This window comes from Streptomyces sp. NPDC059010, from assembly GCF_042740355.1.
Taxonomy (GTDB): Bacteria; Actinomycetota; Actinomycetes; order Streptomycetales; family Streptomycetaceae; genus Streptomyces.
In genome coordinates this window covers 1-11,489 of the sequence record NZ_JBHYJA010000009.1, presented here as the reverse complement: position 1 = coordinate 11,489, position 11,489 = coordinate 1, and the positions used below count along the sequence as shown (strand labels likewise).

Annotated in this window: 11 protein-coding genes; 5 read left to right on the top strand and 6 right to left on the bottom strand. The window is 70.3% G+C overall.

Annotated features, from left to right (window positions below; genetic code table 11):
- Positions 1-27: 27 nt before the first annotated feature.
- The 3 genes from ACFWYS_RS11220 to ACFWYS_RS11210 all read right to left on the bottom strand — a co-directional run bounded on the left by ACFWYS_RS11220 (position 28) and on the right by ACFWYS_RS11210 (position 2,092).
- Positions 28-720 (bottom strand): HAD family hydrolase, encoded by a 693-nt coding sequence (locus ACFWYS_RS11220; RefSeq protein WP_384765899.1) that lies wholly within the window; start codon positions 718-720, stop codon positions 28-30.
- A gap of 19 nt (positions 721-739) precedes the next feature.
- Complete coding sequence (locus tag ACFWYS_RS11215) at positions 740-1,219, bottom strand: Lrp/AsnC family transcriptional regulator (RefSeq protein WP_384765897.1); 480 nt, start codon at positions 1,217-1,219, stop codon at positions 740-742.
- A 180-nt stretch (positions 1,220-1,399) separates the two neighbouring features.
- Positions 1,400-2,092 carry a TetR/AcrR family transcriptional regulator gene (locus tag ACFWYS_RS11210; protein WP_384765895.1) on the bottom strand — a complete coding sequence of 231 codons (693 nt, stop codon included), beginning with the start codon at positions 2,090-2,092 and terminating at the stop codon, positions 1,400-1,402.
- Between the two features lie 53 nt (positions 2,093-2,145).
- On the opposite strand from ACFWYS_RS11210, the gene ACFWYS_RS11205 reads away from it, so the two are divergent.
- The gene (locus tag ACFWYS_RS11205; protein WP_384765893.1) at positions 2,146-3,264 is read left to right on the top strand and encodes an FAD-dependent oxidoreductase; all 1,119 of its coding nucleotides are present in this window, start codon (positions 2,146-2,148) and stop codon (positions 3,262-3,264) included.
- A gap of 72 nt (positions 3,265-3,336) precedes the next feature.
- On the opposite strand, the gene ACFWYS_RS11200 is transcribed toward ACFWYS_RS11205, so the two are convergent.
- From ACFWYS_RS11200 to ACFWYS_RS11190, 3 genes are all read right to left on the bottom strand, one after another.
- Entirely contained in the window at positions 3,337-4,587 is a 1,251-nt protein-coding gene (locus ACFWYS_RS11200; RefSeq protein ID WP_384765891.1) for a helix-turn-helix domain-containing protein, read from the bottom strand.
- Between the two features lie 326 nt (positions 4,588-4,913).
- On the bottom strand, positions 4,914-6,206 hold the full coding sequence (locus tag ACFWYS_RS11195; protein ID WP_384765889.1) for a methylaspartate mutase: 1,293 nt from the start codon (positions 6,204-6,206) through the stop codon (positions 4,914-4,916).
- Positions 6,206-6,634 carry a cobalamin B12-binding domain-containing protein gene (locus tag ACFWYS_RS11190; protein WP_384765888.1) on the bottom strand — a complete coding sequence of 143 codons (429 nt, stop codon included), beginning with the start codon at positions 6,632-6,634 and terminating at the stop codon, positions 6,206-6,208. The genes ACFWYS_RS11195 and ACFWYS_RS11190 overlap by 1 nt, the downstream gene beginning before the upstream one ends.
- A gap of 408 nt (positions 6,635-7,042) precedes the next feature.
- On the opposite strand from ACFWYS_RS11190, the gene ACFWYS_RS11185 reads away from it, so the two are divergent.
- The 4 genes from ACFWYS_RS11185 to ACFWYS_RS11170 form a co-directional block, all read left to right on the top strand.
- Positions 7,043-8,920: a non-ribosomal peptide synthetase gene (locus ACFWYS_RS11185; protein WP_384765886.1), complete on the top strand. Its 1,878-nt coding sequence runs from the start codon at positions 7,043-7,045 to the stop codon at positions 8,918-8,920.
- Between the two features lie 17 nt (positions 8,921-8,937).
- Positions 8,938-10,386 (top strand): condensation domain-containing protein, encoded by a 1,449-nt coding sequence (locus ACFWYS_RS11180; protein ID WP_384765884.1) that lies wholly within the window; start codon positions 8,938-8,940, stop codon positions 10,384-10,386.
- Positions 10,383-11,294: a sugar phosphate isomerase/epimerase family protein gene (locus ACFWYS_RS11175; RefSeq protein WP_384765882.1), complete on the top strand. Its 912-nt coding sequence runs from the start codon at positions 10,383-10,385 to the stop codon at positions 11,292-11,294. Before ACFWYS_RS11180 ends, ACFWYS_RS11175 begins: the two co-directional genes overlap by 4 nt.
- A partial coding sequence (locus tag ACFWYS_RS11170) for a hypothetical protein (RefSeq protein ID WP_384765880.1) occupies positions 11,291-11,489 on the top strand: 199 nt, incomplete at its 3' end. The genes ACFWYS_RS11175 and ACFWYS_RS11170, both read left to right, overlap by 4 nt.

The following is an 11,489-nucleotide window of genomic DNA, read 5'->3' as shown; positions in this document are numbered from 1 at the left end:
CGAGTTGAGCCCTGTTTCGCGGCTACTTCACCGCTGCCTCGTCCCGCACAGCCAGTCGTACGCCGCCCGCGCCGTGAACTCCCGCTGCCCGCCGGGCAGTAGGAGACCGGCCGTCGCGAACTCCGGGGCGTCGGCCTGTGCGGTCACGTACGGGATCGCGATGCACCGCATTCCGGCGGCGTGCGCCGCGGCGGCGCCGGGGGCCGCGTCCTCCACGACGACGCAGTCGCCCGGTGCGACGCCCAGCCTGCGGGCCGCTTCGAGGAAGACGTCCGGGGCCGGCTTGCCGTGCTCGACCTCGTCGGCGGAGACGACGGTGCGCAGATGGGTGTCCAGGCCGGTGCCGGAGAGGATCGCGGTGATGGCCTCGGGGGACGAGCCCGAGGCCACGGCCATCGGTACCCCCTCGGCCGCCAGCAGCTCCACGAACTTGTCCATCTCGGGGTACGCGCGTGTGGAGGTGCGGGCGAGTTCCAGATAGCGGCGGTTCTTGGCGGCGAGCAGTTCCTCGACGGAGGCGCGAAGGCCGTACTCCCGCTTCCAGAGCGTGACCGTCTCCAGCGTGCTGATGCCGACGTACCGCTCATGGTCGGCCCAGGTGAAGCCGGGGACCCCGTGCGCGGCCAGGACCTGGCGTCCGGCCTCGTAGTAGTGGGGCTCGCTGTCCACGAGCGTTCCGTCGAGATCGAAGATGACCGAAGTGCCGCTGAGACCGCTCATGGCCCCAGGATGCCAAAGGTCATTTCCGGGCCGCCGCCCGCCCGATCGACTCCACCAGCGGCAGCAGCCGGTGCGGGACACGCTCGCGCAGGGCCACCTCGGTGCGGGTGCGGACGACGCCGGGGAGGCTGATCAGCTTCTGGATCACGTCCTCCAGGTGGGCGTTGTCGCGGGCCACGACGCGGGTCAGCAGATCCCCGCCACCGGTGATCGAGAAGGCCTCCACGATCTCCGGTACGGCGGCGAGCGCGTCGCCCACGTCGTCGAGATGGCCCTGGGTGACCTCGATGTGCACGAACGCCAGCACCGGGTGGCCGAGGGCGGCGGGGGAGAGCGTCGGCTCCGTGCCGGTGACCACGCCGTCCCGCTCCAGCCGGTCGAGCCGGGCCTGCAGCGTGCCGCGGGCGACACCGAGGACGCGGGCGTACTCGCGCACGCTCGTGCGGGGCTGCTCCAGGAGCAGTCGCAGGATGCGGGTGTCGAGCTCGTCGACGGGCATGGTGGTCTGCCTTCCTCCGCATGTGGCCCGTTGGCCGCCGATGGACTGGTGAGGGCCGGTATGTCTGTGCCAATGGCTCAGCATACGAAGCATATGAAGTAGTGGCGGCGCCAGCTCGCACGGCCCGTGGACACCGCCACCGACACCCCGACCTCACTCACATTCGGCAAGAGCAGGGCGTCACGCCGGCGGCCCGGTGAGTTTGGCGGCCACGGCGTCGAGGACCCAGTCCAGGCCGGTCGCGAAGGATGTCTCGGCGTCCACGTCCGTGCCGTCGTACACGGCCTTGGCCAGCGCCGGGAAGCGGCCCGTGGCCAGCATCCTCGTCACATGCGGGCCGGAGGCACGTTGCCAGTCCCGCTTGGACAGGCCCGTGGCTCGCTCGGCCCGCAGGTTGGCGATCTCGCGCCTGATCGCTCCCGTGGAGTAGGCGCTGACGGTCTCCACGGCACGCATGACGGTGTCGATGTCGGCGAGGCCGTCGAGGGCGGCCAGCGTGGCCTCGGTCACGGCGAGGCCGTTCGGGCCCAGGGCCGGGCGGCCGCCGAGCAGGTCGGCCAGCCATTCGTGACGGAGGGCGGCCTGCCTGGTGCGCTGGGCGAGGCCGCGCAGCGCCTCCCGCCAGTCACCGGCCTGCTCCCCGGGGAGCATCTCTGCCTGGACCTCGTCCACCATGAGGTCGAACAGCTCCTGCTTGGTGGAGATGTATCCGTACAGCCGCATCGGGCCGGCGTTCAGCCGGGCGGCGACCTTGCGCAGCGACACCGCCTCCAGCCCGCCCTCGTCGGCCAGCGCGATGGCGGCGGCCACGATCCGCTCCCGGTCGAGCGGCGCAGGCCGAGTCGGCGGCTCCGGCCGGTCCCACACAGTCATGGTCACACCGTACCCTTGCGATACACCGCATCGGGAAAATACAGTGTATCGGCATGAGACATCGCATCGCCGTGGTCGGGAGCGGCCCCGGCGGCCTCACCTTCGCCCGTGTCCTGCACCGCCATGGCCACCCCGTCACCGTCCTCGAACGCGATCCCGCCCCCGACGCCCGCCCCCCGGGCGGCACGCTGGACCTGCACGAAGGGATGGGCCAGCTCGCACTGGACAAGGCGGGGCTGCTCGCGGAGTTCCAGGCGCTGTCCCGTCCCGAGGGGCAGGCCATGCGCATCCTGGACACCGACGGGACCGTCCTGCGCGACTGGCGGCCCCGCCCGGATGACCGGGCCAATCCCGAGATCGACCGCGGGCAACTCCGTGACCTGCTGCTCGGCCCTCTCGACGTCCAGTGGGGCCGCGACGTGACGCAGGTGGTGCCGGGGACCCGGGACGGCGCACTGGTCCACTTCGCGGACGGGCGACAGGAGACGTACGACCTCGTGGTCGGCGCGGACGGCGCCTGGTCCCGGATCCGCCCGGCACTCTCACCGGTGACGCCGCACTACACAGGCGTCACCTCGGTCGAGACCTCCCTCGACGACGTCGACACCCGCCACCCCGACCTCGCCCGGTTGATCGGCGACGGCTCCCTGGCCGTGTACGGCGTGAACCGCGCGCTCGTCGCCCAGCGCAACAGCGGCGGCCACGTCAAGGTGCACGCCCAGTTCCGCGCGCCGCTGGACTGGCACACGAACCTGGACCTGGCCGACGCCGAGGCCGTGCGATCAGGCCTGCTGACTCTGTTCGACGGCTGGGCCGCTCCCGTCCTCGACCTCCTCCGCCACGGCACCGCGTTCGTCCACCGCCCCCTCCACGTCCTGCCCGTGTCACACACCTGGACCCACGTCGCCGGGGTGACGCTGCTGGGCGACGCCGCCCACCTGATGCCCCCACTGGGGGCGGGCGCGAACCTCGCGATGCTGGAAGGCGCCGAACTCGCCGAGTCCATCGCCACCGGCCCGGGAGATCTGGACGAGGCCGTCCGCGCCTTCGAGGAACAGATGTGGGTACGGGCCGGCCGGTGGGCGAAGATCACGACGGCAGGCCTGGATCGCCTCGTGAGCCCGGACCCCGCCGAAGCCCTCGCCCTCTTCGACCAAGTCCAGCCGTCCTGACCGCCCGATCCGGCCGGCCCACGGCGCTGCGGCAACACGGCGTCGCGCCGGCCCGGACACTGCCGCGTCCGATCACTGGAGGATGCGGATCACTTCACGGATGTGCCCCAGCATGGAGTAGCGGTACTCCGATTCGCGGCAGACCTGGAGCATGGATCGATCGACGAGGTCGGAGACGATGTCGACCAGATGCGGGAAGTCGTCGACGACGGCCTCCCGATCCGGACGGCCGAGGAGATCCTTGATCGTGAAGGCCTCGGGGAACGCCGACAGCCAGTGCAGAAGGCGGCGCTGCTCCTCCCCGAGCATCCCGTAGCTCCAGGTGACGCTCTTGACGAGGGTGCGCTGATGAGGAAGGCCGGCAATGCTCGGTTGGGCGACGATCTGACGAACCGGCGCCTCAAGCAATGTGTCGATCGACAACGAGCGCAGCCGCAGCGCCGCCACCTCCAGCGCGGACGGCAGTCCGTCCAGCTTGCGGCAGATCTCCGTGACAGCGGACCCGCGGTCGGTCAGGTCCAGGTCCGAGCATGCGGCCTGCACGCGGTAGAGGAACAGCCGCTCGGCATCGACCGCGGACAGCGGACGGACCTCCACCGTCTTGACCCCGGCTGCGGCCACAGCATGTCGAGAAGTGATCAGGATCCATAAGTCAGGAAACTCCGACAGCAGCCGCTGGCACGCCCGGACCGTGGGCGTCTGCAGGTGCTCGATGTTGTCGATGACCACCAGCCGTCGCATCGCTGCGGAACCGTCGCCCGGCGATCCCTCGGTCAGCAAAGCCTTGCAGACCGTGTGCCAGATAGCCGTCTCGTCGTGGTCGTCGGACGTCTCTCCGAGGTGGACGACCGAGACGCCTCCTGCGAACTGACTTCGCAGACGGTCCGCGACGGCGAACGCCAACTTCGTCTTGCCGACGCCTCCAGGTCCGACCAAGGTGGTCCACCGGTCCCGGTGCAGACTGTCGCACATGCGGGAGATGTCGTTCTTCCGCCCCACCAGCCAGTCGTGTTCGTCTCCGGCACGCACGCCGTTCGCCGTCGACACCCCTGCCGACCGACCGGAAAGGGCTACAGAGCTTTCTATCCCGTTTCTATCGGTGAAATCCCGAAGCACATACTCCGCCTCGAAGAGACCCGCCGCCTGGAAAGCCGCCACCACGAGCGACAGCGACGAGTTCCGGGGCGACTGGACCGCACCGGTCTCGATGTTCCTGACAGTTCGTACACTCACTCCCGAGCGATCAGCGAGTTCCTCCTGGGACCAACCCGCATCCAGGCGTTGCCGGGCAAGTAATCCCCCGAGGGTATTGCCATGTCTCATCATGCACACCCTCGGCCCCAGGTCCTGAGATCGAGCAGGCACCAACTAGCGCAGTAATCCATCCAGCATCGAGAATCAGAAGTACTCACGGGCCCCCGGTACGTCATTTCGCAATGAACTGATCACGAACAACCGCACTGCCAAGGCTTCCCGCCTGCACCTCGGGCGTCAACCCTCGATGAGGCCTTGATCACCGGGCGTTAGTAAAGATTGGCGTCAACTCGCCTGCCCTTCGATGCCCTCCAGGCAGGGATGACTTCATTCGGTAATCAACAACCGGATGGCAATGAGGATCCCTGTATGACGTAGATCACAGGAGGTCACGGTCAGAGGATTCGTGGCGATTCCCGGTCGTATCGGCGCCGCACATAGGTGAGTGCGGTCATGAGTTCCGTGGAATGCATGGGGCGAGCACCGTTGATGTCGGTGATATCGCTGATCGGAAGTGCGCCCAGAGCGGTCCATTGCAGGCGACCGTCGGAGTCGATGGCCGCGCGTGTGCGTCCGGCGTTGTCAGGATGCAGGCAGAACGGAATGTCCAGGTATCCGCAACGGAATGCGGTGAGCAGCGCTCGGCCGACATCAGGCTCAAGCCCCAGCACCGCGTCCACCAAGGCCCGTGCCTCTCGCTCGACGGTGCTCTCGACGGGCACGACGGCGCCGTGGCTCGCCGCGTCGCGCCGCAGGTCCTCGGCAAAGGCCGCGGCGTATTCGAGTGCGTCGACGTTCTCGGCGACCGTGGGGATCCGCGACGCTTCCGAAGCCGTCTTGACGATGAGCCGCGCCGATCCGGTCCGCACCGCCAGCCGGACCGCCTCGCGCAGCAACAGGCGCGCGCCGGTTGCCGTCTGCGGGTGGACGCCCATGTACGCGTACACCACGATGTGCCAATCGATGTCGCCCAGGCGCTCCTCGGCGATGCGCGCCAGAGCGCTGACGGCCTCCAGGTCCTGATCCGGGCTCGTCTGCTGGGCGTAGCTCAACGAGACGTCGGTGATGCCGTGGTGGCGGAAGAAGCACGCCTCCAGGACGCTGAGCGCCACCAGCATGCTCGGCGGACACAGCTGGCCGAGCATGCAGCCGCCGAAGGTCTCCAGATGCGGCCTTCGACCGGTCTCAGCCAGTGCCGCGAGCTCCCGGCAGGCCGCTGACCAGGCCGTGACCGAGGCGTCGAGCGGCGTTCTGCCGTACGGCAGACAGTAGGAGACCGGACCGCCCTCGGTCGCGTCGAGCCCGGCGGCGATCAGTGCGGACACGATCGCACGCGGGTCGGGCGCGCCGTGGCGGACCTGGACCGGGAAATCCGGGTCCATGACGCCTCGCAGGACAGACTCCGTCGTCGCCGGTCCGCGCAGCACGATCGGATATCCGTTGAGCCGGGCACCGTGCGCCAGCGCCCTCCGTGCGGCTTCGTGCTGGCCCAGCCGGGTGTAACTGTCGACGGTGATCGTGCCCGCCATGGTCGCCGCCGCAGACTTCGTGGCCATCAGCCCGGCCCGCATCTCGACCGGATCGCTGAATCCCATCCTCGGCTGGACCACGAGCCGGCCGGCGGCCTGTGCGGCCGCGACGTACGCGCCGAACGAAGGCGGCGCGGACGGCCGGCCGGCGCGGGCCATCACGACTTCCCGGCGGCCAACGCGCAGACGAAGGAAGCGAATTCGCCGATCACACTCGGGTCGTCGGAAGTCGGGTCGTCGTAACTCGGGTCGTCGGAGTACACCGCGTCGAACCCGGCGGACAGCAGGCGCTCGGCATCCTGCCGTCCTCGGCCGGAGGTGCTCAGTTTGCCGCCGATCACGACAGGCATCCCGGCCGGCGCGCCCGGTGCCCGCAGATGCTCGATGGCTGTCAACGCGTCCTCGGCCCCGTGACCGTTGACGGTCCCGAGGACGAGCAGGTCGGGACGGAGCCGTGAGCACTCCGCCGCGAGGACCGTCGCGGGAACGCACGGACCGAGATTGTGGACGTGATGCCCCGACTCCTCAAGCAGCAGTTGGAGGAAGACCAGGTTCCAGGTGTGCGCATCGGACTCGGTCCCCGACACGACCACATTCAGTTGCTTCTGCCCGGTCGGTTCCTGTACGGGCCCCGACGGTGCCGACGGTCTGGCGAGAAGTCGCGTCAGCGGCGATCCGTTACCCATGGCGCCCGATGATGCCCGGTGCCGGATCGTGCGGACCAGGCATGAATACGGCAACTCGCAGGCATGTTCGACGCGGTGTGGACGGGAATTCGGCCTTGCGGCCGGCTGAGTTTGCCGCCCGAGTTTCCTGGTGCCGCCCGGCCAGGGCGAGCACGATCGTGAGTCGTCTTCACGGAGGACGCCGGATGACGCCGAATGCCGAATGATGCCGGATCAGGATTCCTGGCGATGAATCACTGATCTCGACAGCCCTCATCGGGGCTGCTCGGCGTTCTCGAAGTCGGTCCACAGCACGGGGGAGTGGTAAGGATGACTTCTGATCATGCTTCTGACCTGCCCGGAAACCACTGGTCTCCGCGTGGAATCACCACGCTGATCCACGAGCGGGTGGCTGCCCACCCGGACGCCCCGGCGGTCTGTGACACCGCGGGCGAGGCGCTCAGCTATGCCGAACTCTGGGAGCGGTCCGGGTGGCTCGCCGCCGACCTGGCCGGCCGCGGGATCGGTACCGGAGACCGCGTCGCGCTGGCCCTGGGGCGCTCGGTCGACTTCGTGGTCGCGGTGCTCGGCGTGATCCGTGCCGGGGCCGCCTACATCCCACTGGACCCGATGGCCCCGCCGGAGCGGGTGGACGGCATCCTCGCCGATGCCGAACCCGCCGTGATCCTGGCCGCACCGAATCCGCGTCCAGCGCTGCCGCCGACACGGACACCGGTGGTCACCGGTCTGCCCGACCGCGACCCGGGCACCCCGGTCCCGGATCCCGCCCCCGACCCGGAATCCGTCTTCTACATCGGCTTCACCTCGGGCTCGACGGGCCGCCCGAAGGGCGTCATGATTCCGCACCGTGCCGTCGAGCGGTTCGCCACCGCACCGAACTACGTCCGCTTCGAACCGGGCCTGCGGGTCGCGTGCCTGGGGAACCCGGCGTTCGACATCATCCTGTTCGAGGTCTGGACCACCCTGGCCGGCGGCGGGACCGCGGTGGTCCTGCCGGATGCCGTCGACATCCCGATCGCGGACTGGGCCGCCGTGCTGGCCGGGGAACGGATCGACACCCTGTTCCTGACCACGGCGCTGCTGGAGATGATCGTCCTGGAGAATCCCAGGGCCTTCGCCTCGGCGCGGTCGGTGATTTTCGGCGGCGACGTCGTGGACCCGGGCGCACTGCGTGCGATCTGCGCGACGGAGCCGCCGCGCGAGCTCGTGCACGTCTACGGCCCGACGGAGACGGCCACCTTCGCCAGTTCGCACGTGTGCCGAGGCGAGGAGCTGCGCGACGCTCGTCGGGTCCCGATCGGCAAGGCGGTCCAGTCGACGACACTGTCGCTGCGTGACGCGGACCTGCGACCGGTGCCGTCCGGCGAGATCGGCGAGATCTGCATCGGCGGTCCCCAGGTCGCGCTGGGCTACCTCGGCCTGCCCGAGCTGACGGCGGAGCGCTTCGTCGTCCTGCCGGACGGCGAGCGGCTGTACCGGACCGGTGACCTGGGTCGGCTCCTCCCGGACGGCACCTACGCCTTCCAGGGCCGCGTGGACCGCCAGGTCAAGGTGCGCGGCTTCCGGGTGGAACTGGGCGAGGTCGAGGCCGCCGCACTGCGCACCGGTCTGGTCGCAGCCGTGGTGGTGGAGCGGGTGGGCGAGGGACCGGAGGCGCACCTGGTGGGCTTCGCGGCCCCCACCGCCGAGGCCGATCCCACCGATCTGGTCGCCGGTCTCACCAAGGCTTTGCGCCAGACCCTGCCCGAGTACATGGTCCCCCACCGGTGGCGGCTGCTCCCCACGCTTCCGATCAACTCCAACGGGAAGGTGGACCGGACCGGGCTGCTGGCCGGCCTGGCGGAGTCCGCAATCGCGACCGCAGCCGACGTCGCGGACGGCGCAAGCAGCGGCGCCGCCCCGGGCGACGCGGTTGCCGACGTCGCGACAGACCTCGCCGAGCCGGAATCAGAACTCTGCGCCCTCCTGTGCGAGGTCGTGGCAGGCGTGCTTCACCTTCCACAGGTCAAGCCCGAGGACAACTTCCTCGACCTCGGCGGCACCTCCATCCTGGCGCTGCAGGCGGCGAGCCGGCTGCGCAAGGCACTGACGTCCGACGTCCTGCTGAACCCCGCGGAGATCTTGTTCGCGGACAGTCTCAGAGACCTGAGCCGAAGCCTCCTCGACCCGACCGACGCCGCACGGTGAAGGGCGAGTTCGGGCCGGTGCCGACGCGTCGCGCGGCCAGGACGGCCCCGCTGTCGTCGGCCCAGGAGTCGCTGTGGTTCCTGCGGGCCGCCGATCCGGAGGCGACGACCTATCACATACCCACGCTGATACAGCGACCGCAGGGGATCGACGTCGGCATCCTCCGTGCCGCCCTGACCGCGGTCGCGGCGCGTCACGAGATGCTCCGCACCACCTTCCCCGTGCGGGACGGCGGGCCGGTACAGCGGATCGCGGATCCCGGCCCGGTCGACGTCGAGGTGGTCGATGTGCGCGACCGCCCTGATGCCGCGAGCCTTGATGACGAGAGCTTCGTGCTGCGCGACGCCCGGGCCCGGTCCGCCGCGGCCTTCGATCTGGAGGACGCACCGCCGCTGCGTTGCGTCGTGTGGCAGGGACTGGCCTCCGGCGACGCGCTCCTGCTCTGTGTCCACCACATCGCCATCGACCAGTGGTCCCTGGCGATTCTGGTCGAGGACCTGGCCACGGCCTACGACGCCGTCGAGGCCGGGACCGACGTCCGGCTTCCCGAAGTCCCCCTCCAGTTCGCGGACTTCGCGGCCTGGGAGAGGGAAGCGCTCGACACCGATCAGGCCCGCCGGACGGAGTCGGAGCGCATCGCGGACCTGCGCGGCTACCCGACCCAGCTGCGGCTCGGCGCGCCGCCGCCCGGCGACGCCGCGCGGACCGGACCGGACAGCGAGCGCGGGCTGCTCGACCTGGTGTTCCCGGAGAGCGTCGGCGAACTGCTGCCGCGACGGGCCAGGGAGCTGCGGGTGACGCCGTTCCTTCTGGCGCTCGCGGCCTTCCAGGAGACCGTGCGGCGCTGGTCCGGTCAGGAGCGGTTCCTGATCGGCACCACGCTGACCCAGCGCTCCGGCGCCGAACTGGACCGGACCGTCGGCTACTTCCTGAACACGGTGCCGCTGCGCTGCCGGGTCCGGGCGTCCGCGAGTTTCGCAGAGCTCTGCGCCGTGGTCCGCCAGGAGTTCACCGAGGGCATGCGGTGCGAGGCGACGCCGTTCGACCGCCTGGTCCGGGGCCTTTCGGTGAGCCGTGCCGGCCGGCCGCTGACGCAGCTCGCGTTCAGCGTGCTGCCGACCGGGCCGGCCGAATCCGTGGGCCAGTGGCGCGAGTTGCCCGTCCCTCCGCTCGGCAGGGCGGCGTTCGACCTCACCGTGCTGGTCGCCGCGGGCAGCGGCCGGCCGACCGGGGTGATCGAGTTCGACCCGGCCGTCCATCCGCGGCAGACGGTCGCGGCGCTGCATGACGACTTCACCACTCTGTTGGCCGCCGCCCTGGCCGACCCGGGGGTCCCGGTGTCCCGGCTGCCGCTGTCCCCCCGCCCCGGCGGCGGAACACAGGGAACGCTGATCGGGCCGCAGATGGATCTCGTGACCATGGTCCGTAGCCGCGTGGCGGCCACGGGGAAGGAAGGACGCGGATGACCGAGCAGACCGTCGACCAGAGTGCCGAGACAGCCCCCGAGGCGAGTGCCGAGCCCTGGAAGGCCAGCGTGGGCCTGGTCGTCGACCAGGCGTACCTGGGCTCGCCGTACACCGGCATCGACGCGTGGCGCGCGGCGGCGGAGGCCGGCGCGGAGTGGATCAGCGTCGTCGTGGAGGCGTATGACCTCCCCGAGGAGAGGATCCACCAGCTGCGCGACGACGCCTACAAGGCCGACATCCCGATCAACCTGGTCGCCTGTCCCGCCTTCGGGCTGGGCGACCCGCGCGACGCGGTCCGCGACTTCAACCTGGTGTGGGCCAAGGCCCAGGTGGACTTCGCCCGGGGCGTCGGCGCGCGCCGGGTGAAGGTCCTGCTGGGCGAGTGGGTCTGGAAGGGCAACTGGTCGAACGAGCTGCAGTGGCAGCTGGTCGTCGAGAACCTGCGCCGTCTGTGCGACTACGCGGAGCAGCACTCGATCACGGTGAGCCTGGAACCGGAGGCGCTGGAGACCGCGTACATCAACGACACGTACTCCCTGCTGCAGATGCTGGACGATGTGGCCTCACCGGTACTGTCGGCGAACGTCGACACCTCCCACCTCGTGGTCCGCGCGATCCACCCGAGTGGTATCAGGATCCTGAAGGGCCGACTGGACACCGTCAACTTCTCCGACTCCAACGGGCGTTGGCACGAGCACCTGCCGCCCGGCACCGGGGTGAGCGACATGGCGGCCTTCGCCGCCGAGGTGAGCAACGCCCGGCAGTCCGACGACGCGCTGGTCGCGGTAGTGGTCGGCCCGTTCGCCGACCCGGAGAACGCCTACGAGAAGGTGGCCGCGTCGGTGGGCGCCACCCGGCGGCTGTTCGGTGTGCCCCTGGATCGGGCCGGCGGCGGGACGGGTCTGTGACGCCGGGCGCACCGGTTTCCCGCACGGAACTGCTCGACCTGGTCGTCGCGCAGCTGGCGACCGCCCCGGCGACCGCGGGCGTCACCTGCGGCGGCCGGTTCACGCCCTACAGCCGGATCGACGCCTGGGCCCGGGAGGTCGCCGGCGCCCGGCGGGGGGGGGGCGGGGCGCGCGGACGGTCTGGGCGTGGACGCC